Source organism: Hungatella sp. L36 (assembly GCF_014288035.1).
This window is the reverse complement of the sequence record NZ_JACOPC010000001.1, coordinates 1,030,673-1,054,982: the sequence shown is the minus strand read 5'-3', so window position 1 is coordinate 1,054,982 and position 24,310 is coordinate 1,030,673. Positions and strand designations below refer to the sequence as shown.

Annotated in this window: 23 protein-coding genes, 1 riboswitch and 1 other annotated feature; of the genes, 10 read left to right on the top strand and 13 right to left on the bottom strand. The window is 53.0% G+C overall.

The features are described from left to right. Positions 1 to 225 precede the first annotated feature (225 nt). From aroF to aroA, 3 genes are read left to right on the top strand one after another with little or no spacing between them, the layout of a single operon-like run. Positions 226 to 1,239: a 3-deoxy-7-phosphoheptulonate synthase gene (gene aroF, locus H8S80_RS04560; protein ID WP_117630363.1), complete on the top strand. Its 1,014-nt coding sequence runs from the start codon at positions 226 to 228 to the stop codon at positions 1,237 to 1,239. Then, complete coding sequence (locus H8S80_RS04555; RefSeq protein ID WP_002600088.1) at positions 1,239 to 2,336, top strand: prephenate dehydrogenase; 1,098 nt, start codon at positions 1,239 to 1,241, stop codon at positions 2,334 to 2,336. Before aroF ends, H8S80_RS04555 begins: the two co-directional genes overlap by 1 nt. Before the next feature lie 23 nt (positions 2,337 to 2,359). Then, positions 2,360 to 3,637 (top strand): 3-phosphoshikimate 1-carboxyvinyltransferase, encoded by a 1,278-nt coding sequence (gene aroA / locus H8S80_RS04550; RefSeq protein WP_117630362.1) that lies wholly within the window; start codon positions 2,360 to 2,362, stop codon positions 3,635 to 3,637. 145 nt (positions 3,638 to 3,782) lie between these two features. Here the strand turns inward: aroA and H8S80_RS04545 are convergent, their stop codons facing one another. From H8S80_RS04545 to H8S80_RS04530, 4 genes are all read right to left on the bottom strand, one after another. Continuing rightward, positions 3,783 to 4,793 (bottom strand): reverse transcriptase family protein, encoded by a 1,011-nt coding sequence (locus tag H8S80_RS04545; protein ID WP_029466119.1) that lies wholly within the window; start codon positions 4,791 to 4,793, stop codon positions 3,783 to 3,785. A gap of 343 nt (positions 4,794 to 5,136) precedes the next feature. Then, positions 5,137 to 5,580, bottom strand: coding sequence for a DUF2871 domain-containing protein (locus H8S80_RS04540; protein WP_117630361.1), 444 nt, complete (start codon positions 5,578 to 5,580; stop codon positions 5,137 to 5,139). 1 nt (position 5,581) lies between these two features. Beyond that, complete coding sequence (locus H8S80_RS04535; RefSeq protein WP_025531426.1) at positions 5,582 to 6,259, bottom strand: hypothetical protein; 678 nt, start codon at positions 6,257 to 6,259, stop codon at positions 5,582 to 5,584. Between the two features lie 2 nt (positions 6,260 to 6,261). Then, a complete protein-coding gene (locus tag H8S80_RS04530) occupies positions 6,262 to 6,846 on the bottom strand; it encodes a TetR/AcrR family transcriptional regulator (protein WP_002600093.1) in 585 nt (194 codons plus the stop codon). 144 nt (positions 6,847 to 6,990) lie between these two features. Here H8S80_RS04530 and H8S80_RS04525 point away from each other — a divergent pair, with 144 nt between their 5' ends. The 3 genes from H8S80_RS04525 to ilvN all read left to right on the top strand — a co-directional run bounded on the left by H8S80_RS04525 (position 6,991) and on the right by ilvN (position 9,921). After that, on the top strand, positions 6,991 to 7,584 hold the full coding sequence (locus tag H8S80_RS04525) for a TetR/AcrR family transcriptional regulator (RefSeq protein WP_117630360.1): 594 nt from the start codon (positions 6,991 to 6,993) through the stop codon (positions 7,582 to 7,584). Positions 7,585 to 7,687: 103 nt separating this feature from the next. Then, complete coding sequence (gene ilvB, locus H8S80_RS04520; protein ID WP_029466118.1) at positions 7,688 to 9,421, top strand: biosynthetic-type acetolactate synthase large subunit; 1,734 nt, start codon at positions 7,688 to 7,690, stop codon at positions 9,419 to 9,421. A 2-nt stretch (positions 9,422 to 9,423) separates the two neighbouring features. Further along, on the top strand, positions 9,424 to 9,921 hold the full coding sequence (ilvN, locus tag H8S80_RS04515) for an acetolactate synthase small subunit (protein WP_002600096.1): 498 nt from the start codon (positions 9,424 to 9,426) through the stop codon (positions 9,919 to 9,921). Here the strand turns inward: ilvN and H8S80_RS04510 are convergent. The 6 genes from H8S80_RS04510 to H8S80_RS04485 form a co-directional block, all read right to left on the bottom strand. Further along, entirely contained in the window at positions 9,918 to 11,009 is a 1,092-nt protein-coding gene (locus tag H8S80_RS04510; protein ID WP_080665538.1) for a lysylphosphatidylglycerol synthase transmembrane domain-containing protein, read from the bottom strand. The two genes, ilvN and H8S80_RS04510, sit on opposite strands and share 4 nt — an antisense overlap. A gap of 61 nt (positions 11,010 to 11,070) precedes the next feature. Further along, on the bottom strand, positions 11,071 to 11,814 hold the full coding sequence (locus H8S80_RS04505) for a polysaccharide deacetylase family protein (protein ID WP_117630359.1): 744 nt from the start codon (positions 11,812 to 11,814) through the stop codon (positions 11,071 to 11,073). Next, complete coding sequence (locus H8S80_RS04500; protein ID WP_117630358.1) at positions 11,802 to 12,905, bottom strand: MGDG synthase family glycosyltransferase; 1,104 nt, start codon at positions 12,903 to 12,905, stop codon at positions 11,802 to 11,804. Before H8S80_RS04500 ends, H8S80_RS04505 begins: the two co-directional genes overlap by 13 nt. An 88-nt stretch (positions 12,906 to 12,993) precedes the next feature. After that, complete coding sequence (locus H8S80_RS04495) at positions 12,994 to 14,406, bottom strand: HAMP domain-containing sensor histidine kinase (RefSeq protein WP_117630357.1); 1,413 nt, start codon at positions 14,404 to 14,406, stop codon at positions 12,994 to 12,996. After that, positions 14,399 to 15,091: a response regulator transcription factor gene (locus tag H8S80_RS04490; protein WP_117630356.1), complete on the bottom strand. Its 693-nt coding sequence runs from the start codon at positions 15,089 to 15,091 to the stop codon at positions 14,399 to 14,401. Before H8S80_RS04490 ends, H8S80_RS04495 begins: the two co-directional genes overlap by 8 nt. A 29-nt stretch (positions 15,092 to 15,120) precedes the next feature. Continuing rightward, entirely contained in the window at positions 15,121 to 15,630 is a 510-nt protein-coding gene (locus H8S80_RS04485) for a cysteine hydrolase family protein (protein WP_002600102.1), read from the bottom strand. Positions 15,631 to 15,783: 153 nt separating this feature from the next. On the opposite strand from H8S80_RS04485, the gene H8S80_RS04480 reads away from it, so the two are divergent. The 4 genes from H8S80_RS04480 to H8S80_RS04465 all read left to right on the top strand — a co-directional run bounded on the left by H8S80_RS04480 (position 15,784) and on the right by H8S80_RS04465 (position 19,416). After that, entirely contained in the window at positions 15,784 to 16,221 is a 438-nt protein-coding gene (locus H8S80_RS04480) for a hypothetical protein (protein ID WP_002600103.1), read from the top strand. Positions 16,222 to 16,319: 98 nt separating this feature from the next. Next, positions 16,320 to 16,563, top strand: a binding site (T-box leader). Positions 16,564 to 16,635: 72 nt separating this feature from the next. After that, positions 16,636 to 17,736, top strand: coding sequence for an ABC transporter substrate-binding protein (locus H8S80_RS04475; protein ID WP_117630355.1), 1,101 nt, complete (start codon positions 16,636 to 16,638; stop codon positions 17,734 to 17,736). 29 nt (positions 17,737 to 17,765) lie between these two features. Continuing rightward, positions 17,766 to 18,650 (top strand): ABC transporter permease, encoded by an 885-nt coding sequence (locus H8S80_RS04470; RefSeq protein ID WP_002600105.1) that lies wholly within the window; start codon positions 17,766 to 17,768, stop codon positions 18,648 to 18,650. Then, positions 18,643 to 19,416 (top strand): ABC transporter ATP-binding protein, encoded by a 774-nt coding sequence (locus tag H8S80_RS04465; RefSeq protein ID WP_117630354.1) that lies wholly within the window; start codon positions 18,643 to 18,645, stop codon positions 19,414 to 19,416. Before H8S80_RS04470 ends, H8S80_RS04465 begins: the two co-directional genes overlap by 8 nt. 118 nt (positions 19,417 to 19,534) lie before the next feature. Here H8S80_RS04465 and H8S80_RS04460 read toward each other — a convergent pair whose 3' ends face one another. The 3 genes from H8S80_RS04460 to H8S80_RS04450 form a co-directional block, all read right to left on the bottom strand. Next, positions 19,535 to 21,844, bottom strand: coding sequence for a sensor domain-containing diguanylate cyclase (locus H8S80_RS04460; protein WP_117630353.1), 2,310 nt, complete (start codon positions 21,842 to 21,844; stop codon positions 19,535 to 19,537). 183 nt (positions 21,845 to 22,027) lie between these two features. Then, a riboswitch (cyclic di-GMP riboswitch) is annotated at positions 22,028 to 22,100 on the bottom strand. 44 nt (positions 22,101 to 22,144) lie between these two features. Next, positions 22,145 to 23,170: a sugar kinase gene (locus tag H8S80_RS04455; protein WP_025531419.1), complete on the bottom strand. Its 1,026-nt coding sequence runs from the start codon at positions 23,168 to 23,170 to the stop codon at positions 22,145 to 22,147. Between the two features lie 80 nt (positions 23,171 to 23,250). Beyond that, positions 23,251 to 24,282 (bottom strand): sugar kinase, encoded by a 1,032-nt coding sequence (locus tag H8S80_RS04450; RefSeq protein WP_002600109.1) that lies wholly within the window; start codon positions 24,280 to 24,282, stop codon positions 23,251 to 23,253. Positions 24,283 to 24,310 lie beyond the last annotated feature (28 nt).

Sequence of the window (24,310 nt, the reverse complement as noted above, 5' to 3'; positions counted from 1 at the left end):
TTGATCTTCTCCTTCCTGTCAGGTTCTCACATTTCGAACATACGTTCTTTTACTATATTCATTATATCAGAACATACGTTCTTTGTCAAATCTTTTCGCATCGTCTTTGCTGATCTGCGTTAAAGCGTCGAAGTTTAACGTATAAAAGCGTTGACAACTTACATTCTTTCGATTACAATGGTGCTTAAGCTATTTTTGAATACTTGTTAAAGAGAGGAAACCGATATGATTATTATTATGAAACCGAACGCTTCCGAAGAAGCGGTTGGGAAAATTAAAAACCTGATAGAATCCAAAGGCCTCCAGGCTCATCTTTCCAAAGGAACGGAGGTCACCATCGTAGGCGTTGTCGGCGACAAGACGAAGCTCCAGGGCGCCAACATCGAGATGGCGGAGGGCGTGGATAAGATCGTTCCGGTCACCGAGACGTATAAGCTGGTAAACAAAAAGTTTCACCCGGAGGACTCCGTGATCGAGGTCGGAAATACCAGAATCGGACCTGGTAGGCTGACCATGATGGCCGGCCCCTGCGCCATCGAAAATCACGACATGGTCATCGAGACAGCGATCGCCGTAAAGAAAGCCGGTGCAAAATTTTTAAGAGGCGGCGCCTACAAGCCGAGAACTTCCCCCTACGCCTTCCAGGGACTGGAGGAAGAAGGCTTACAGTATATGAAGGAAGCCCGGGATGAGACCGGCCTTAATATTGTCTGCGAGGTCACCAGCTTACGGGCTCTGGAGACCGCGGTGAAGTACGTGGACATGATCCAGATCGGCGCCCGCAACATGCAGAATTTTGAGCTGTTAAAGGAGGCCGGACGCGCCGGTATCCCGGTACTGTTAAAGAGGGGCTTATCCGCAACCATAGACGAATGGCTGAACGCGGCGGAATACATCGCCTCCGAAGGCAATCCCCGCATCGTACTCTGTGAGCGCGGCATCCGCACCTACGAAACCGCCACCAGGAACACGCTGGACATCAGCGCCGTACCGGTTATCCGCGCCAAGAGCCATCTGCCTATTCTCATCGATCCGAGCCACGCAACCGGTGTCCGCGCCTACATTGAGCCGATCTCCAAAGCCGCAGTCGCAGTAGGCGCCGACGGTCTGATCGTGGAGGTTCACCCGTGCCCGTCCTGCGCGCTGTCCGACGGCCCGCAGTCGCTCACCTTTGAACAGTTTGAGCAGCTTACCGAAAACCTGAAACCTTACGCAGCGCTTGCAGGGAGGATATTTTAATGACTGATTCCACCATTGCCTTTATTGGGCTTGGTCTCATCGGCGGTTCCATAGCCAGAGGGATCAAGCGTGAAAAACCGGATACGAAGATTATGGCATACATGCGGACCCGTTCCAGGCTCTTAAGCGCCCTGGATGAGGGCGTGATCGACGTGATACTCGACGGAGTCAATGAACAGTTATCCGAGTGTGATCTCATCTTTCTGTGCACCCCCGTGGAATATAACGCCCGCTACCTTGCCGAAATCAAACCATTTTTAAAGCCGGGCGCCATCATCACCGACGTGGGGAGTACCAAGACCGACATCCACGAGGCGGTCACCCGGCTCGGGATGGAGGACTGCTTTATCGGAGGCCATCCCATGGCCGGATCCGAAAAGACAGGCTTCGAGAATTCCACGGATCATCTGCTGGAAAACGCCTACTACATCATTACCCCCACCCGCAGCTCTTCCCCTGAGGCGGTGGATCGGCTGATATCCGTCGCTTCGCTGATTGGGTCCATCCCCATCGTCCTGGACTATCACGAGCACGATTCCGTCACGGCAGCGATCAGCCATCTGCCACACGTCATCGCCTCCAGCCTGGTGAATCTGGTCAGGGATGCCGATAATCCGGATGGTCTGATGAAACGACTGGCCGCCGGCGGCTTTAAGGATATTACCCGAATCGCCTCCTCGTCTCCCGAGATGTGGGAGCAGATCTGCATGACAAACCGGGCGCCTCTGGCCGCCGTTCTGGAGCAGTATATCGCCTCCTTAAACGGAACTCTGGAAAAGCTCAAAGCGGGTGACAACCAGTATCTCTCCCGGCTGTTCGAGACCTCCAGGGACTACCGGAACTCCATTTCCGAGCGGAACCAGGGCTCTGTCACACCGGAATATTCGTTTACCGTAGACATGGCGGACGAGGTCGGCGCGATCTCCACACTGTCCGTTATCCTAGCAGCCAAGGGCATCAGCATTAAGAACATCGGCATTAACCACAACAGAGAGCACGGGGAGGGCACGCTCAAGATTATCTTCTACGACAAGGAAACCATGGACATGGCGTGGAAGCAGTTAGAGCGCTACCATTACGACCTGGTGCGTGTCTGAAAATTGACATACGGAGGAACACCATGAAATTTAAAAAGGCAAGCCCGCTTAAGGGTGAAGTACATATTCCCGGCGATAAATCCATTTCACACAGAAGCGTCATGTTCGGATCGATTGCAAAGGGAACGACGCAGATCAGCCATTTTCTTCAGGGGGCAGACTGTCTTTCCACCATCTCCTGTTTTCAGAAGATGGGCGTGGCCATCGAAAATAACGGCGATTCCGTCATCGTCCGCGGCAATGGGCTGCGAGGCTTAAAAAGGCCGGATACCGTTCTGGACTGCGGCAACAGCGGCACCACCACCCGCCTGATATCCGGAATCCTGTCGGCACAGAATTTTGACGTGACAGTGACCGGCGACGAATCCATACAGAAACGCCCCATGAAACGAATCATAGAGCCTCTTTCCCTGATGGGCGCCCAGATTGAGAGCCTCCGTCAAAATGGCTGCGCGCCCCTGCATATTACAGGCAGGCCCCTTCAGGCCATCCATTACCATTCCAGGATACCGTCCGCCCAGGTAAAATCGGCCATCCTTCTGGCCGGACTCTATGCGGACGGTGAGACAAGGGTGACGGAAGACTATGTGTCCCGCAACCATTCGGAGCTCATGCTCCGCTCCTTCGGCGCCGATGTGAGATGCGAGGGCACGACAGCCATCATCCGGCCGGCCGGGGAACTCTACGGAAAACAGATTACGGTTCCCGGCGATATTTCGTCTGCCGCCCCATTTCTTGCTGCAGGCCTTTTGGTGCCGGGTTCTGAACTGCTGATCCGCCAGGTGGGGATCAATCCCACCAGAGACGGCATTCTCCATGTCTGCCGGGCCATGGGCGCCGGCATAACGCTGATGAATGAACAGGATGCCTCCGGGGAACCCACCGCTGATATTCTGGTTAAATGCAGCAGCCTCCACGGCACGGTCATCGAAGGAGCCATCATCCCCACTCTGATCGATGAGCTTCCCATGATCGCGGTGATGGCCTGCTTCGCGGAAGGCACCACCATCATCAAAGATGCGGCGGAATTAAAGGTTAAGGAATCCAACCGTCTCGAAGTCATGGTGAAGAACTTATCCGCCATGGGGGCCGATGTGACCGAAACTGAGGATGGAATGATCATTAACGGCGGCAGACCGCTGCACGGCGCCGTGATCGACAGCCTGCTGGATCACCGCATCGCCATGACCTTTGCCGTCGCAGGGCTCTGCGCGGAAGGCGAGACGGAGATTCTTGGGGCAGAATGTGTGAACATCTCCTATCCTGGTTTTTATGAGGATCTCATGAAGTTAATGAGATAATACTAGTGCCGCCGGCACTAGCTGCGGCAGTATTTTCAGTTAAAACAGTCAAACAAAAATGAGCAGAGAAGACGCCATGCTTTCCGTCTTCTCTGCTCACGTTTCTATTCTCTTACAGGACTCTGTTCAGAAGTTGTACTCCGGTTCAAGAAGCCTGTCCCTGGTACTCTTTCAAAAGCGTTTTCACCGCCTCTTCCGCCTCCATAAACCAGACGTCTCCGGGTGTTACGGACAGGACAAATCCGATTTTCCCTAACAGGGACATCAGATACTTCACCTCTCCGGCCTCTCCCAGATCCAGATATTTCTTCTCTGACCTGCTCCTTATATGCTCCCGCACGCCAAATTTCCGGCAGTAATAAATATCCTGCCTCAGCTCTCTCCGGTAGGCGGCTGGAACCGACACCCTGTCGTTGACCACAATGCCTGTCACCGTCTGTCTGGTATGGCGGGTAAGGACCTTTGTCTTTGACCGGTTGAGTTCAAAACCCATGGCGTCCAGAAATCCTTTCACCTTCCCGATCACCTCCGCCGCAGCAAAATCCCCGGAAAATGTCATGTCGTCACAGTAGCGGCTGTATACAATATCCCGTTCCCGGCACCACGCCTCCATGTATTCGTCAAACGGCTTCATCACCAGATTCGATATGGCGGCCGAGGCCGGCGATCCCTGGGGAAGCGTGTCCCTTAAGCAGCACAGTGAGGTTAGAAGCGTCCCTACCGGGACAGGAAAATACCTGCTGTTAAATGCCCTCTGCTGCACCATGGAAAACGTAATAGTTCCGAAAAAATCTTTGATATCCAGCTTCAGCACCACATTTTTGCCCGTATGGCGGGCTGCATTATCCCGGATGGACGCGCCTCTGTGGTAGGCCGCCGCGCAGGGCGACAGCTCCAGCCCCTCCAGAATATGGTGAAGGATATTCCGCTGTATCGTCTTAAGCAGCGGGTCCGGCGCCTGAATCTGCCTTACTCCTCCGCCCTTCTTCGGAATCCGCAGCCGGTTATAATGTTTTTCTGTATGATTGCTCACGGCATACAGGCAGGATATGACCTTATCATCGGTCCACTCCTCCCCCTCCAGAAGCCGGAAGGAAAGAAGCATCTCCCTGCAGTGCTCCGCCGTGCAGTATTTCCACAAATCCGGTTCGTGCATAGGTAGTCCCTCACTCTAAATGACATGGCAGCTTTCCTGTCTTTCAGCCGGCTGCCCGGATTCAAAAGATAAAACGACAGGAAATCATACGAAAAAGGATGCCGTAAGATGCGAAGATGTACAAGCCGCAGGCGTAAGCACATGAAATGTGCGGATGTACTTCGGAGCAGATTACGGTCTTTTAACCTTAAAATATTAACAATCCTGACAGCGGCTCGCTGCCCGGCCGGATCTCCTTTATGGTTCCGGAAAAGCTATGATTCCCTGCCGTCTTATATTTCTTTATTCTAACACACAATGAGACCGCTTGCAACCGTCCGCCTCCCGGCCCTGCTGTAACGCGTTACGATTCTGCGACTGCCTTCTTCAGCATCACGAAATAGAGGATAATCCCGACACCCGTCATAATATGGCCGAGGCCGGCGATTCCCGATATGGATGCATCCATGGCACGGCTCAGCTCTAAGGCGCGCACCTGTGCAATGCCCCTGACGATCAGCATCACCACCGTTACGGCGATGCCTGCATTATAGATTCCAAAGAACAGCCCAAACCGCTTCTGCTCCGTCACCGCCGCATGAAACTCAAACAGCGCGGCCACAAGGAAAACGATCATTCCCAGCAGGAATAAGTGAGTGTGCACGAAGGCCAGCGTCGTTCTTCCGGAAAAGCCGTTAAACTTCGTGAATTCACGGTAGAATACGCCTCCCGCCATGGCCAGCAGCGCATAGACCAACGCGGTGTTTACCAGCTTTAATACTGCTTTCTTTTTTCTGTCATTTGTCATATTACTTCTCCTTTCTCTGTCCCGGCTGTTTCATCTCCCGGTATCCCATGACCACGATCCACACGTAAGCGCAGGTCTTGGGGATCATAAGCGCGCCCACCGCCGGGATGGTATCCGCCCACAGCACAACTGGAATATAGAATCCAAAGCTGAGCGTAATCGCCAGCCACATAAAGCCAAAGCCCGAATCCGCCGTCTCCTTTGCCTTCCGGTAAAAGAGGACAATCATCAGAAGTCCCAGAACCGCAAACGGAATATTGCGGTAAATCCCCCAGGAGAGCGGTGCGCTGGCGCTTAACCAGTCATTGCCCGGCATGAAGCACAGGAATACCCTCACAAGGGCCAGCCCCCATACGACGGCAGTCAGACCGTTCTTTCCCTCCACGCGGTACCGCATCTTCCATATGTAGTACAGAATCACATAAAATACGGTCATCGTCACAGAGGTTACCAGCTTTCCAAATCCAAGGGCCGCGGCGTGATTCGCCAGCCCATCCGTACAGAGGGCGTAAGCGCGGGGCACTAAGTGAAATGCGTCGCCGCATCCCAGAACCACTGCCATGATTCCAAACAGCTTAATCTGCTTTCTCTCTCCCGCTCCGGTGATCATACGCACTCCCAGCGCAATCACCGTACATAAATATACAATGTCAAAGATTGTTTCCATTACTGCCTGCATCGTCATACTTCCTTTCCTGTGTCTGCATCTGTCTTATAGATCAGACGCCTCATAATCTCTTCAAAATAAGCCGGATCCTCCTGATTCTTCAGAAGAAGAACCATGTTGGAGAAGGCAAAGGATACGAACCTTTCGGGTGTAAATGTCTCGTTCCAGACCTCCGGTGCCACCCTGTTGTCACGCTCCAGAATACGGAGCATCCCTTCCTTCATATGTCCTAAGTAAAATGCCTCCAGCTCTCTCCCTCTCTTCTGATCGGTCTGGCTGAGCACCTCCATCTCCTTTAAAAACTCCTCGCGGAAGCTTCCCAGGTTTTCGCGCAGGCGGAAATGGATATCATGGACACTTCCGATAAAATCACCGCTCTCTGTGTCAAAATGACTGCCATGAAACACATTACGCCAGAAATCCTCCATAACCGCCCCGATTAAATCCCCTTTGGAAGGGTAATAATTGTAGACCGTACCGATCGCGATACCGCTCTCTGAGGCCAGACGGCGTATATTCAGATTTCCAATTCCCTCTCTGCCCGCGATCTCTTTCGCAATCGCAAGCAGCTCTTCTTTTGAAGTTGCTGATTTCTTCATATGGACCTCCTTCAATATGAACATTGTTCATTATACTCTGTAACAGCCATTTTGTCAAACAGTTCTGTCGTATTTTTTCTTGACATCCCGTCTCCTTTCGGATAGAATGTAATGAAAGTAAGTACTTGCATGGAGGTGGAATACATGGATGATACCAGCCAGAGAATCGTGGACGCAGCCATGGAGCTGATCCGCGACAAAGGGTATGTCGCCACTACCACAAAAGACATTGCAAAGCAGGCAGGCGTCAACGAGTGCACGCTCTTCCGCAAATTTGCAGGAAAGAAGGACATCGTGCTGGCCGGCATTGACCAGGAAAAGTGGAGGGCGGACGTCACCCCCCTGGCCTTTGAAAACGTCACGTGGGACTTGAGAAGCGATTTAGAGATGTTCATGAACGCGTACATGGACCGGATAACCCCGGATTTCGTCAACCTCTCCATCGGCCTGCGCGCGCCCCAGATCTACGAGGAAACGGCCCCGTTCATCATGATGATTCCAAGGGCCTTCGTCTCCTCTCTCATCCGGTATTTTAAACAGATGGAGGAGAAGGGGAAGCTGAATCACGGAAGCTATGAATCATGGGCCATGACGATTTTCTCCGCGACCTTCGGTTACACGTTTCTGAAAGCGTCTTTCGACGACAGCCTGTCCAAAATCTCACGTCACGATTACGTCAGAGACAGCGTCAGGGTCTTTCTGGAAGGAATCGGCAGGTGGGAAAATCACGAACAGTGAAGACTCATGCACGGTACCGCCGTAAAACCGCGGTACCAATTTTATCCCACACATGACAGCAAGCACTTGCATTCACATAATATTTAAGAAGGAGGCAGTGATTATGCAAATCACAGGCGCACAGCTTTTTGTAAAAGCACTGAAGGAAGAAGGTGTCGAAGTCCTGTTCGGCTATCCCGGCGGGCAGGCCATTGACTTATTTGACGCTCTTCACGGGGAGACCGGCATCCGTTTCATTCTCCCCCGCCACGAACAGGGACTGGTTCACGCCGCCGACGGCTACGCCCGCTCCACCGGCAGACCCGGAGTCTGTCTCGTAACCAGCGGCCCTGGCGCGGCCAACTTAGTGACAGGCATCGCAACGGCCAATTACGACAGCGTTCCTCTCGTCTGTTTTACCGGCCAGGTTCCCACCAGCCTGATCGGCAACGATGCCTTCCAGGAGGTCGACATCACGGGCATCACCAGAAGCATCTGTAAATACGCGGTAACCGTCCGGACGAGGGAGAGTCTGGGGGAAATCATCAAAAAGGCGTTCCATATCGCCACGACCGGAAGGCCCGGCCCTGTACTGGTGGATTTGCCCAAGGATATACAGAGGGAATACGGCAGCAGCTGCTATCCCGACCAGGTAAAAATCCGGGGATACCGGCCAGGTTTCGCCGTACACGGAGGCCAGATAAAAAAAGCCTTAGAACGTTTAAATCAGGCGAAGCGGCCGGTCTTTCTGGTGGGAGGCGGCGTCAATATCGCCCGCGCGGAAGAAGCCATGACACGGCTTGCCGAGCGTACCGGCGTGCCCGTTGTGACCACCATCATGGGAAAGGGCGCCATCCCGTCCACGCATCCGCTGTATGCGGGCAATATCGGGATTCACGGAAGCTTTGCCGCCAATTCGGCGGTCAGCGGCTGCGACGTCCTCTTCTCCATCGGCACCCGCTTCAATGACCGCATCACCGGTAAGAACGGGGAGTTTGCCAGGCATGCATCCATCATCCACGTGGACATCGATCCCGCTTCCATTTCCAGAAACATCGCCGTCGATATTCCCATAGTCGCCGACGCCGGAGCCGCCATCCGGGCCCTCCTGGAAAAAGCTGTTTTGCTGGACACCGGCGCCTGGAGGAAGCAGATCGATGGCTGGAAAGAAGCCCGTCCCATCACCATGAAGCGGGAGGGACTGACAGCGGAATCCGTCATCCGGTCCATCAACCGCCTGGAAGGCCCGCTCTTCGTCGCCACGGATGTCGGTCAGAACCAGCTGTGGGCAACCCAGTTTCTGGAGCTGAGCGAGGACCGGCGCCTTCTGACCTCCGGCGGGCTGGGTACCATGGGATACGGCCTCCCCGCCGCTCTCGGCGCGAAAATCGGGAACCCGGATAAGACGGTGGTGCTCATCACAGGGGACGGCGGGTTACAGATGAATATGCAGGAACTGGCCACAGCCGTGGTCTGCGGACTTCCCGTGATCATCTGCGTGCTTAACAACGGCTGGCTGGGCAATGTGCGCCAGTGGCAGGAGATGTTTTTCGATCACCGCTATTCCGCTACCTGTCTGCGCCGGAGAAGCAGCTGCCCCGCGGTCTGTCAGGAGCCCGGACCGGGCTGTCCGCCGTACACGCCGGATTTCATCAAGCTGGCTGAAAGCTTTGGAATTACGGGGATCAGGGTAACGAAGGAGGAGGAGATCCAACCGGCCCTTCAGACCGCAGAAGCCAGCAAGGACGCGCCGGTTCTGATCGAATTTCTGATTGCCTGGGATGACAATGTGCTGCCCATCGTACCGCCGGGCAGTCCGATCGACCACATGATTCTGGAAAATGAGAGGGGGAGATAACGATGAAAAAGCGTTGGATCAATCTTTACGTAGAAAATGAACCCGGCGTCCTGGCCTTAATTGCCGGCCTCTTTTCCGGAAAGTCCTATAATCTGGAGAGTCTGACCGTGGGACCGGCTGAGGATGAGACGGTTTCCCGCATGACCATCGGGCTGACCAGCGACGACCAGACCTTTGAGCAGATAAAAAAACAGCTCGCCCGGCGTGTGGAGGTCATCAAGGTCGTGGACCTTACGGAGACCGCCATGCACTGCGAGGAGCTGATGTTCTTAAGAATTCATGACTGTTCGGAGGACGATATCCGGGAGCTGTTTCGCATGGCGTCAGTCTTTCACGCCAGTGTCATCGACTACTCCCCGTCTTCCGTTCTGTTGAAAAGTGTGCGGCCGGAGGAGGAAAACAGCCTTCTCATCAGCCGGATGCAGAAACGTTTTCCGAACCGGATCTTTTGCCTCCGCGGAGGCAGCGTCGCCATACCGGCTCTGAGCCCCTCGGATTAGTGCAGCTCTTCACTAACGCTGAACTGCTTATACACAGGGCCATGCGCCCGGCTGCGGACTTCTTTTTCCTTTTTCGGCGTCCCCTTCTTCCTGATATGGAGGGAGGCGACCGCCAGGCCGCTGACCACGAGGAAGCCATAGAAGCTGATGCCCCGGCTTAACACCATGACGGGGAGCAGCTGGGATGAGCTTAAGAAGCCGCTGAACATCACCAGGAAGCCGCTCTCTGACGCCCCCACCGCACCGGGCAGGGGGACGGCCGACACTGCAAGGCTCACGATAGACTGAAGCATAATGAAGTTGACCAGACCCACGCTGCCCAGGCCGAGGGCCAGACAGGCACAGTAGGAGGCCATATACAGGAAGGTGAGCTGGCAGAAGGTAAGCACCGCCGTCTTCACCGCAGCCATCGGATATTTCCGCAGATATGCGCCGCCCTGGCTGTACTCTTCGATCATGGAACCGGCTTTCTGTGCGGCCTTTTCCCCATCAAAGGAAGGAAAATGGTTCAACAGGCGGAGAACTCTGTATACCAGCCGCTCCACAAGCGGCCTGCAAAACAGAATCAGCAGGATAAATGCCACGGAAATCCCGTTTGCCAGAATCCCGAAACAGATCAGGAGCTTAAGCGCCAGCGGCAGTCCCATGAGATACGAAAACTTAAGCAGCCCCATACCCACGCCGTAAGCCAGCGCCATCAGCTGATACATGGCCGTAATCGTCAGCAGCGCGAACGAGCTTCTCGCCGCGCTCATCCCGTCGCGGACCATGTAGTACAGCTGCATGGGCTGGCCGCCTGTGGATGAGGGCGTGATCGAGCTGAAATAAAAGCCTGCGAAGGAGTACTGCATGGCTCTCTTCCACGGCACACTTCCTCCCCACGTCCCCGCCAGGAGCCTGATCACGGCTGCCTCACAGCCGACAAACAGAACCATGAGAAAAAGCCCCAGCAGCACAAAGCGTAAGTCCGCGTTCTTTAAAACCGCCCACAGGGTTCCCATGGAATGGTCCTTCAACAGTATGTAACACGTCACTCCCGCCAGCACCACCATGGCCGCCGTGCAGAGGAGTGAATTTTTCCATTTCATGGTTTTCTGCTCCAAATCGATTCTTCCTTTCTTTATCTGAAATCACTTATATGGCAATCATCTATCTGAATACAGCTTCCGAAGGAAGTATAAACCGGCAGCCCGCCTCTTTTAACGCGGGGATCACATAAGTGAGCGCTTCCAGCGTCTTCTCCGGAGCTCCGGGCGCGCCTCCCGTACGTCTTCCTCCGTCGTGAAGGCAGAGGATGGATCCGTCCTTTACACGGCTAAGACACTTCTTCCGGATCGAGCCTGCCGTAGCTCCCCTCTCCCAGTCTTCGGCCATCACATCCCACAGAACCATCTTCATCCCGTATTTTCTCGCTAAATGCCAGGAAAACAGGTTCGTCAGCCCCCAGGGCGGACGATACCAGATGTCGGAGATGCCTTTTCTCTTCATAAATTCGCTTCCGGTGCGAAAATCTTTTCTCGTGTGCAGATATCCTCTCACCATGGCGTTCTGGTGGTCCATGGAATGAAAGCCCACCACATGGCCTTCGGACAGCATGCGGTCGATCAGCGCTTCCTCTTTTACCGCCTCTCTGGTCACCACAAAGAAAGCCGCCTTCACCTCCTCCTTCTTTAAAAGGTCGAGGAGCCGCCCGGTATAATCCGGATCGGGACCGTCGTCAAAGGTGAGCATCACCGTCCCGGGAACTCCGGTTCTTCGCAGCACCGCCGGATTTCTGTGTTTATGATACAAGGACGGAATCACGGAATGCACTGCAAATCCGCCGGCCAGCAGTCCGAGAGCCGCGGCCAGTCTGCTCCATTTCCATTTTCTGCTCCATTTCATCCTGTACATAACGCTCCTTCCGGTCCTTCGATCAGGGCGAGTACCTGGCCAATCACGGTCTGGTCGTACTCTCTCTTCAAACGGTCTACATTTGCCTTCATGGCGTCCAGAAGCGTATCATCCTGAACGATCTTGCTGATCTCCCGGACACAGTCCATGGGGTTTTTCTCCAGTATCATTCCGATACCGCGGCCCACGATAAAGCCTGTGTTGTTGATCTCCTGCTGGAGAAACGGTTCAAATACCAGAAGCGGCGTTCCTGCATGAATCGTCTCAAACAGGGTGATTCCGCCCGGCTTCGAGATCACCACGTCGGCCTCCTGCATATAGCGGTACACCTCGTTGGTATATCCGATCACATCGATATTCTCGTATTTTCCATGAAGCTTCTTGTAGATTTCCTGATTCTTTCCCGTGATCACCGTAACCCGGATGTGACCGGAATCGTTCAGTTCCTCATAGAATTCATTGCTCTCAGGCAGGATTCCGAGACCGCCGCCCATGATCAGGATGTGCTTCTTCCCATCTGTCTCTTCCGGCCGCTCTTCCCCGTAATCGAATTCCGGTCTGACCGGGATTCCGTAGACGTAAATCTTCGTTTCCTCTACGCCCTTTTCCGTCAGCTTCGTCCGCACCATGCGGTCGGGAACGAGGTAGCAGTCTGTGGCGCCGTTGATCCACTCGGAATGGCTGCTGATGTCCGTAATGCACGTTATTAACGGCATCCGGCTGCCTGTTACCGCCTTATACCAGGACATGATCTGGGAACAGAGGGGCAGGGTTGAGATGACCGCATCCGGCTGTTCCTCCTCCAGCAGATTTTTTATTTTCTTTAAAAACCATGGAAGAAAAACCGGTTTCAAATCCGGTCCCTTGCGTTCCATATGATTATAATACTTATTATACGTTCCGCTGCAGTGAGTGACCATAACGCCAAAGGCGTGATAAACCTTGTCGGAATAATAAGGCATTGCATACTCAAAAATATCGCGGATCACGATGTCAGCCTCGGAATTCACCCTCGAAACACGCTCTGCCAGCGAAAAAGCGGCAGAATAATGGCCCATACCAAATTTTCCAGTCAAAAAAAGAAGCTTCATATCCGCACCTCATTTCATTCTTCTTTATCCTGGTTTTAGTATGAGCCATAAATCTTTAGAAACGGCTGTAAAATTTCTGAAATTTTCTTCAGAAATTCTTATCATGACTGCTGTTTTTTCTTTTTGAAACAGAAAACTGCTCCTCGTTCCATTCTTTTTCCGGAAGCTTCATCGATGTGTGATAACGATAGTCATGGCTTTCGTAAGAAAAGCTGCCTCCCATCTTTTCAATCATCTGTTCCGACGCCTTGACGCCGATTCCGTAGCTTTCCACCTCGATCTCCTCGTCCCGTATGGGATTCTCGATGTTCAGGCAGACGAAGCCGTCTGAAAGCCTGACCTCCACGGACACGATGCCGTCTCTGCGCGCGTACTTTTCGATATTCGTTCCAATATTATTCAGGACGCGTTTTAACTGGACCACATCGGTCTCCACCGCAAACGGCGTCTCAATCTCGTAGCGCACCTCCGTCCGGAAGCCATGTTCCTCCAGGGATTCCGTCAGATCACCGATCAGCTGCCCGAACAGCTCATTTCCGTCGTACTCCTCGTTTTTCAGGGAAAAACGGTCTCCTGTGGCATAGGAATAGCTGAATAAATCGTCCATCAGGTTCTTCATATGGTATGCCTGGCGCTTCGCCTTCTCCATATAAAGGACGGACTCATCCGCCGTGCATTTGCCAGCCGTAATCAAATCCAGGTAGAACAGAACCGAGGTGAGCGGTGTCCTGATATCGTGGGACAGGGCTGTCACGATCTCGCTCCGCTCCTTTTCAATCCGGTCCTTTTCCTCGATCTCCTTGTGCAGGCTTTCACTCATCTGGTTGATGCTGTCTGCCAGGGAATAGAGTTCATCCCGGCCTTTTAAGGGAATTTCGTACCCTCTGGAGCCGGTCTCCAGGATGTGGATCCCCTTCTCGATCTGACGGATATACGCCAGCTTTTTCTGAAGCAGCACGAGGAATACCACGACGAAGCAGACCGCGCTCATACCCGCTCCCAGGACGAGAATCAGTGTCCGGAACCTGGCCTCAAAGTAGGCCCGGATCAGGATCTCCCCATCCCCGTCGGCAAACTTCACCGGATAGGTAACTGCTGTCCCGTGGCGGTATAAATACCCATACTGAAACCCCGGGTGCTCGTCCTTAAGCTCGGTCTTCAGCTTCTCATTATCCCGGTCCATGGTATTATAGTAGATGCGGTCCCGCTGATATACCGTCAGGAACACATACCAGTTCTCGGAATTCCAGTCACCGATGGTCTCCCCGTCTCCGATCTCCACATGATTTTCCGTGACGAAATCCTGAAATTCCTCTGCCAGAAGCTTCGTATGCCGCTCATAATAGTTCTTCTGGTCCGTCATCATGCCGGCCAGAAGCCCCATGGCGTTCGTCACCGCCACATAGCAGAGAAAGGCGGCCGCCGCCGCGATCACCACATCATACAGCGTGGCAAGGCTTAAACGCGTGGGATTCGCCATTTTCTTAAGGAAATTATTCAATATAATACCCCCGCCCCCACATGGTCTTTATGTATTCCGGATTCTGCGGGTCCTTCTCAATTTTCCTCCGCAGATTCCTGATGTGGACCATCACATTGTTGTTGGCGGAGTAAAAATACGGTTCATTCCAAACACTCTCGTAGATATTCTCCGAGGAAAAGATCTTTCTCCGGTTCTTTAACAGGAGGACGAGAATGCAGTATTCCCTGGAGGTCAGATTCACATCACGGCCTTCCACGGTCACGGTCCGCGTGTCCTGGTCCACGGAAAGGTCCCCCAGCACCAGACGGTTGTCCGGCGCGGCGAAGTTCTTTCCCTGGTAGACGAGATACCGACGCAGAAGCGATTTGCACCTGGAAAGAAGCTCCGAATAGGAAAAGGGCTTCGCCAGATAATCGTCTCCTCCCGCCGAGAAGCCCATGGATTTATCGGAATCCTGGGTGCGGGCCGTTAAAAACAGGATGGGCGCCATGGACTTTTTCCGGATCTCGGAGCATGCCACGTAGCCGGACTTAACCGGCATCATCACGTCGAGAATAATTAAGTCGATGGTGTTGTCCGCCAGCATGACCGCTTCCTCCCCGTCTCCCGCCGTCACCACCTCGTACCCTTCTCCGGTCAGAAGTATCTGCAGAATCTCGATGATCTCCTCGCTGTCATCCGCAATCAATATTCGCTGTGCCATCGCGCAGACCTCCTTCCCCGATCCGCCGCTTACTGCACGGCAATGTGGCACATCTTCATGGCGTTTAAGGCATTTTCATGGCTCTCCGGCGAGACTCCCGCACAGCATGAGGAATCCACGAGAACCGGCACCTCCGGGATCGCGGCCTTCACCAGCAGCGCATTGGAGATGACGCAGATATCCGTACAGACTCCGATCAGCATGACAGACTCATACGGCCGTTCCTGAACGTATTCCATAAGGGCGGTGCTTCCAAAGGTATTCTTCTCAAACCGCTTCCCCTGAAATTCCTTTAAGGCGGAATCCAGCTCCCAGCCATCGGTGCCCCTGATACAGTGGGGAACCGGCAGATTCTTTCCTTCCTGGGTCTCCATATACTTTTCATCGTGGGTATCCAGCGTGAAAATCACATCCTCTCCCGCCGCCTGATACTCCTCGATCATCTTTTTTACATTGGGCACAATCGCCTGCGCCTCGGGACTTCCCAGCGCGCCGTCTATAAAATCCTTCTGCATGTCCACAACAATTAAGAGCTTCATTTGTTAAACCTCCATTTTTACAGATATTTGCTTTAGTTTACCACAATTTGATATCCTTAGGAAGATATTTCCTCGATTTTTCCCGCAGGCCGTAGTATACTGAAATCAGAAACGGCTGCTGTGCCGTAACGAACCAGAAAGAAGGATATTTGTATGGAAGAGAAAAAAAATCCCTTTGCATCCCTGTCGGACAAAGAACTGGAGGCCATGTTAAAAAGGCTGGAGGACTCCAACGAACGCCAGGCCTCCTACGCGAAAAAGCAGTACCGGATGTCCCAGATTACCGCGCTGGCCAGCATTCTGATCCTTGCCATCGTCATCTATACCTCTGCAACCATCATCCCCCGTGTCAACCGGCTTTTCGACGATGTGGAGACGGTGATGGACAGCGTGAACGTAGTGGCAAAAGAGCTGGAGGAGGCGAATTTGGGCCAGATGGTAACGGATATCGACAACCTGGTAACCTCCAGTGACCAGAGCGTGAAGGAAGCCCTCCAGCAGATTAATTCCGTGGATATCAAGACGCTCAACCAGGCGATTCAGGACTTATCCAACTTAATCAGCCCGCTGGCGCGATTTTTCGGAAAATAGGTAACAGTTCAGACGGCGGGAAAATAGAGGAAATACGAAGGAATTTAAAAATAGTAGTTGACAAATCCACTTTGACGCATTAATATAATAAGCAATAAAATAAACCGTTGAAAAAGAGGAGTAAGCTATCCCGCAATATTTCAGAGAGTCGCCGCCGGTGTGAGTGCGATATAGAGCAGACAGCTGAATGGACTTTTGAGGGCGGTCCTGAACCATCAGGTAAGTAGGGACCGACGGAGACCACAACCGTTATCTTCGTGGCATATATGTTAGTATATGAAAAGCGGACTTCTATGGAAGTCAATTTGAGTGGCACCGCGGATTTGTTAATTCGTCTCAAGTATGTTTTTAGAACATACTTGGGACTTTTTTATGTTTAAACTAAAATATATGATTCATGAGGAGGAAACAATTATGAAAAAATCAGTGAAAGCACTCTTACTCGTAGCGATGACGGTAACCGCACTCGCGGGCTGTTCTTCCAAACCGGCGGATCCGACGACCGCCGCCACCGAGGCTGTAACGACCACTGCCGCCGATTCCGCGGCCGACACCACCGCCGATACGACAGCCGCAGAAGGCGCCGCTACCGAAGACGGCAAGTCCTACACCATCGGCATCGGCCAGTTCGCGGAGCACGGCTCCCTGGACAACTGCCGTGAAGGCTTCTTACAGGGACTGGCAGACGAGGGAATCGTCGAAGGCCAGAACTTAACCATTCTCTATGAAAACGCACAGGCGGACGGCGGAACGGCCAGCCAGATTATCAATAACTTCATCTCCAAAAAAGCCGATTTAATCTGCGCCATTGCGACTCCGATTGCACAGGCTGCCTACGGCGGAGCGAAGAAAGACAACGTACCTGTCATCTACACGGCTGTAACCGATCCGGCTGCCGCGGCGCTTGCAAACGAAGACGGAACACCTGTCGGCGAAGTAACCGGCACCAGCGACAAGCTTCCGGTAGAGAAGCAGTTAGAGATGATCCGGAAGATTCTTCCGGACGCGAAGAAGATCGGCATTCTCTACAGCACCAGCGAAGTAAACTCCGAAACCGCCATCGCAGAATACAAGGCCGCAGCTCCGGATTACGGATTTGAGATTGTGGAAGGCGCCGTAACCTCCACCGCCGATATCCCGCTGGCTGCCGACAGCATCCTGGAAAAGGTGGACTGCTTAAACAACTTAACCGACAACACGGTCGTAAGCTCTCTCCCGATGATCTTAGACAAAGCCTCCAAGAAAAACATTCCGGTATTCGGAAGCGAGGTGGAGCAGGTCAAGATCGGCTGCCTGGCTTCCATGGGTCTCGATTACGTGGATTTAGGAATTCAGACAGGTAAAATGGCCGCCAAAGTGTTAAAGGGCGAAAAGAAGGCCAGCGAGATGAACTTCGAGGTGATCGAGGAAGCTGCATTCTACGGCAACAGCAAGGTGGCTGAGAACCTGGGCATCACACTTCCGCAGGAATTAACGGATTCCGCGGCTGCTATCTTTGACGAAATTACACAGTAATATACTACTTCTCCTGGAGGAAAGCTATCATGTCAATCATACTTGGCGTTTTTGAAGAAGGCCTGGTCTATGCCATCATGGCACTGGGCGTCTATATCACATATAAGATTCTGGACTTTCCGGACTTATCCGTGGACGGAACATTTCCGCTTGGCGGAGCCGTAACGGTCACACTGATACTGGCCGGTGTTAATCCGGTGCTCACGCTGTTCGCCGCATTTGCGGCCGGCGTCCTGGCCGGATGCGTGACGGGATTCATTCACGTAAAATTAAAGGTCCGGGACCTGCTGTCAGGTATCATTGTCATGACCGCCCTCTACTCCGTCAACTTAAGAGTTGCGGGTAAATCTAACGTACCGATCTTCAACAGCGATTCGATCTTTGAAAATGAATTTGTAAGCCGTATTTTTCCGGCCGGCATCAGTAATTTCACCGTCGTTATCATTCTCGCCGTGATCGTGATCCTGGTAAAGCTTTTGCTGGACCTCTATTTAAAGACACGGTCCGGCTGCCTGCTCCGGGCAGTTGGTGACAACGACACGCTGGTTACCTCTCTTGCAAAAGACAAGGGCATGGTAAAAATCGTGGGGCTGGCGATTGCCAACGGCCTGGCCGCACTGGCCGGCTCGGTCTACTGCCAGCAGAAGGGCTTCTTTGAGATCAGCATGGGTACCGGCACCATCGTCATCGGCCTGGCAAATGTTATCATCGGTACGAAGCTGTTCAAACGTGTGGGCTTTGTCAAATCCACAACGGCTGTCGTCATCGGCTCCATCATTTACAAGGGCTGCGTCTCTCTCGCTATCTATATGGGCATGGAGGCCTCCGATTTGAAACTGATTACGGCCGCGCTGTTCCTCGTCATACTCGTACTCAGCAACGGCAGGGAAAAGAAGGTGAAGAGTCATGCTTGAATTAAAACAGATCAATAAATACTACAATCAGGGAACCGTCAACGAGATGTGCCTCTTCGAGGACTTCAGCCTGACCATCAGGGACCGCCAGTTCGTCTCCGTGGTCGGAAGCAACGGCTCCGGCAAGACTTCCATGTTAAATATCATCTGCGGAAGCATTCCGTTGGACAGCGGACGCATCATCATCGGCGGGAAAGACATCACCAGCATGCCGGAATACAAGCGTCAGCGCCGCATCGGCCGCGTATACCAGAATCCGGCCATGGGAACGTGTCCGCACATGACAATCCTGGAGAATATGGCCCTGGCCGACAACAAGGGCAAGCCCTTCAATCTCCTTCCGGGTACGAACCGCCAGCGAATCAATTATTATAAGGAACAGCTTCATTCTCTCGGACTGGGTCTGGAAGATAAGCTGCATGTAAAGGTCGGCGTACTCTCCGGCGGCCAGCGCCAGGCCATGGCGCTCTTAATGTCCACCATGACTCCCATCGAGTTTCTGATTCTCGATGAGCACACGGCCGCGCTGGACCCTAAGACAGCCGAGGTCATCATGGAGCTGACGGACCAGATCGTAAGGGAAAAGAACTTAACCACGATCATGGTAACCCACAATCTGCGCTATGCCGTGGAGTACGGCGACCGCCTGATCATGATGCATCAGGGCAGGGCCATCATCGACTCTGCCGATGAAGACAAGGCTTCTCTGAAGGTGGACGATATTCTGGACAGATTTAATGAGATCAGCATCGAATGCGGAAACTGATCGCTATTGCAGAAATGGCTTTTTTCTTATAAAAGCTTTTCATCACAAAGAAATACCGCTGCCGGAGGAATCTTCTCTTTGAAGAATTCTTCCGACAGCGGTATTTTCTGTATTATCTTTAATCCGGCCTTTCCAGGATCATCATCTCTTCCTCTTCCCCATAGAACGCGATCTGGTTTTTGCCCCGCCCCTTGGCCATATAGAGCGCCTCATCCGCGTGTTTATAGAGTAATTCAAACGTATCCCCGTCACGAGGGCCGAAGGCGATTCCAATGCTGATGGACACGATACGTTCCTCTCCGTTCAGCGTCAGGGCGTATACCTGGCGGCGTACCTCCTCCGCCCGGAAGCTGGCGCACTCACAGTTCGGTATGTGATCCAGGAATACGATAAACTCATCGCCTCCGAACCGGGCAATGAAATCGTCCGACCGGAACGCACCCGAGAGAATCCGCGCCATCTTCTTTAAGACCGCGTCCCCCTCCTGATGGCCGTATTTGTCATTGATCTCCTTGAAGCAGTCTAAATCCAGCATGATCAGACAGGACAGGCTGTCCTCATTTTTCAGGGCCTGCTCCACCTTCTCTTCAATATTCCTTCTGTTGTAGAGACCCGTCAGCGGATCCCGCTCTGAGGAATACATCAGTTCCATCTTCCGCTTCGTCTCCTCATCCACATCCCGCACATAGGCGAACGCCACCGGATTTCCCGAGACCGGCTCCGTCAGCAGGGAAATCGTACACGTCATCCATTTATAGTCCTCCGAGCCCGGATACGTCGCGCGAAACAGCTCCTTTTGCTCCCGCTCTCCGGTATAATAAGCGGCCAGCATCCGGTTGGCCTGCATCTGCCCGGCGATCCTGTCGTGATCCGCCGGATGGACGTAGCGGCACATCTTCTCGATAAATCTTCCGCTGTACAGAAAGCCCTTGCCGCCTTCCAGCCAGTCTTTTCCATGGATAGTGCAGGCCATCACCTGCTGTCTCACGAGGTCCACGGACCACATGGCGACCGCCTCCGAGAGAAGCGCCGCACGGTACTGCTCCTCCTGGGCGAAACGCCTTCGGATCCGCCGTTCCTCCGTGATGTCCTCCAGCGTTCCGATGGCCTTGGCCACCTCGCCCTTACCGCCTCTCACCGGAGTCACGGACAGCCGGAAATACGTGTCCTCCGAAAAGGAGGTTCCGCCCGCAAATTCCAGCGGCCCCGGTTCCTTCCCCTCGGCAATCCTCTTTAAGATCATCTTCCATTTTTCCAGATCCACGGCGGCCACCAGTCCCACAGCGGCCCCCTTCGTGGATATCTGGTTTAAAACAGTCGGGAATTCCACCTCCTTCACGACCGGAGGCGAGATAAAGCTGAGGCTGTCATCCTTCGGCACATACTCGAACGTGGTGCCGGTGGAATGAAGAAGCGCCAGTTCCAGCTTTTTCTTCTCCAGCTCCAGGGCCTCCTTCGAGTCCAGGATGATATTTCTCGCCTTTCTGGACCAGAGAATGATGACAGCCAGCTGCGCCAGGAAAAGCACGAGCATCTTCACCGTAAGGTATAAGGCTGTCTTTCCGATGTGCTCGCGGTACCAGTTGGAAACCGTATAGGGAACCACGGTAAGCACGTACCAGTCGTTGATCTCGGCCGGCGCATAGTATACGATCCGCTTCTCATTCGCGGCCGTAAACAGGAAGACGCCCTTCTCCTTTCGCTCCAGCTTCTTCTGCAGTTCGCTGACGGCTTCCGCCCCCATATCCGTATCGCTGCGCAGAAAGCTGAAATATTCCCGGCCGCTGTACAGGCTGTCCGCATGGTTCGTCTGCATGATCACCGTTCCGTCCGACTTCAACACGTAGCTGTAGCTTCCGGAATTAAACCCGTTGGTGGTTACCATGTCCACCATCTGATCCACGATCATGATTCCGGCGATTCCGCCTTCCACAGTCTTTTCCCGCTTCACGGGCGCATAAAAGGCGAAGACCTCCTGTCCGGTCACGCTGGAGAGAAAGACATCCGTCATCCCGCTTTCCCCTCTGCAGATCCCCTCCACATAGCCTCCTACCGACTGGGGAAGAGCCTCGTGCCCGACGGTGTAAAGGCCTCCATCTGCCGAAACCAGCCGGATATTGGCGAATCCGCACTTCTCCTTCAGCTGCTCATAGACTCTCTGACGGGCTTCCTCCGTCAGTTCCGGCGTCTCCGACAGGAAATCCGCCGTATACCGCACTTCCTCAAACACTCTGGTCAGTTCCGTCTTTACCGCAGTCTGGGACTGGTCGTTGACATCCGCAAGGTGTTCTGTCGTCATGTTGGTCATCAGATGATCGACACGTATTGAAAAATCATACAGGAACAGATAGATAAACACCAGAACGAGTATGACAAGCAGGATTACCGTTCTCACATGATTCCGGCTGACGCTGTTTTCCTTTTTCATATTTTTCCTCCTTGTTTCCTACAGGTCGCCATTTACGAATCAAGCAGCAGAAATATGTCAGGGATGGCCCCTTAAAAAACGATCTATGAGAGAACTCATTTGATGCCGGCAGCGTTTCTTTTATACACGAAAAAAGGCTTCAGTCAGATTAATCTGGCTGAAGCCCCAAACATATCGTAAGGTTTTAGCAGCTGGCTGCCCATACGGCCCTTTAGCTTTGCGTCGCTGCCTTTCGACAGTTTTGCCATTACTAATATAATAGATTCAGAACCCCGTCTTGTCAACCATAATTTTCCAGTTTTACCGGCTCATTTCGCTCTGCGGGCCTTTCTGGTTGTGCTCACGGATAATCATGTTCATTTCCTCTAAATCCGAGGTCGGCAGGTCGCCGGGGATGGTATTTTTTAAGGCACTGGCCGCGTTGCCGTAACGCACCGCCTCCATGCAGTCGCCGCCGCTGCTCAACAGTCCGTATAAGGCGCCCGCGATATAGGCGTCCCCGCTTCCGATCCGGTCCACCACGTCTATATTGCGGTAGGGCTCTTCCTCGTAATACTCATCTCTGGCCGCGTCGTAAATCACGGAGCCGAAGGTATGGCTCTTCGGGCTGTGCACCACTCTCTGGGTGGACGCCACAATGGAGATCGGGTACTCCTCTGTAAAGCTCTTCATCATCTCCCTGGCTGTTCCCGTCTTCTGAAAGGTCAGCCGGGCGGTGTCTTCCGAGCAGAAGAAAATATCCACATAGGGAAGAATCTGCTCGATGCACTCTCTCGCTTCCTCTCCCGTCCATAGATTCCCGCGGAAATTCACATCGAAGGAAATGATGGTGCCGGTGGATTTGAACCTGCGGATCATGTCAACGGCGGTCTTTCTCGTGTTTTCACACAGAGCCAGGGTGATTCCCGTCGTGTGGAAACAGGTTGCCGCACGGTACATGTCCTCCGGGAACGAGTCCACGCTGATGCTGTAAAAGGAGCTGTTCTTTCTGTCGTAAATAACCTTCGGTTTTCTGGGATGGGCGCCGTATTCATAGTAATAGAGGCCCAGTCTCGCATCGGAGCTGTGGTCATAGACAAAGAAATCATCGCTGATTCCGTAGGAACGCACTTTATTTTTTACGAAATTGCCCATGTCATGGGATGGAAGCTGGGTCACCACGCCGGTGTGAAGTCCTAAAAGGGCCGCGCCGACTGCGACGTTTAACTCTGCTCCGCCCACCTGCTTCTGAAATGAATCACCGCGCACCAGGCGCTCCACTCCGGCCGGAGATAAACGCAGCAGCAGTTCGCCTAAACTTAACAAATCAAATGGTCTGTCACTCATGATCGATCTTCCTCGCTTCTAAAAAGGGGCCATTCTGCAAAAGCTTATAAAAGCTGATTAGAATGACCCCGCTGTCTTAATTATCTCTGTACACGTCCTGAGCCGTCTCCGCCTGCAAGGCTTTCAACGTCTTCTCTTGTAACCAGGTTGAAGTCGCCAGGGATGGTGTGCTTTAATGCTGAAGCAGCTACCGCATACTCCAGTGCACTCTTATAATCCTTGCCGTCAACCATGCCGCAGATCACGCCGGCTGCAAAGGAGTCGCCGCCGCCTACACGGTCTACGATTGGTGTGATGTGGTACTTTCTGGAGTGATAGAACTCACGTGTTGCGCCGTCCATGATGCAGGCTGACCAGCCGTTATCGGAAGCGGAATGGCTCTCACGTAAGGAGCTGATAACATACTTGAAGCCGAACTTGTCGATCATCTGATTGAAGATGTCAACATAGCCCTGTAACTCCAGCTCGCCGGAGGTTACGTCGGTGTTGCCCGGCTTGAAGCCGAGAACCTTTTCTGCATCCTCTTCGTTGCCGATGCATACGTCAACGTACTGCATTAAATTTGTCATGACCTTCTGAGCCTTCTCGGAAGACCATAATTTCTTACGGAAGTTCAAGTCTACGGAAACAGTAACTCCGTGAGCCTTGGCAGCCTTGCAGGCCGCTTCTGTCAGTTCAGCCGCAGAATCGCTGACTGCCGGTGTAATTCCTGTGAAATGGAACCAGTCAGCGCCCTCGAAGATCTCATCAAAATTGAAATCAGCTTCAGTTGCTGTGGAAATAGAAGAATGAGCTCTGTCATAAACAACCGTAGACGCTCTCATGGCGGAACCGGTCTCTAAGAAGTAGATCCCCAGTCTCTCGCCGCATCTTGCGATGTGCTTTGTGCATACGTTATACTTTCTCAGTGCCGCTACTGCGCATTCACCGATCGGGTTCTTCGGAACTGCTGTCACAAACTCTGCGTCATGGCCGTAATTAGCCAGGGAAACTGCTACGTTTGCCTCGCCGCCGCCGTAATTTACGTCAAATTCATCTGCCTGGATAAACTTCTCATTGTTCGGGGTAGATAATCTTAACATGATTTCGCCCATTGTTACTACTTTTGCCATTATTTAATCTCCTTTTTCAATCCATTTT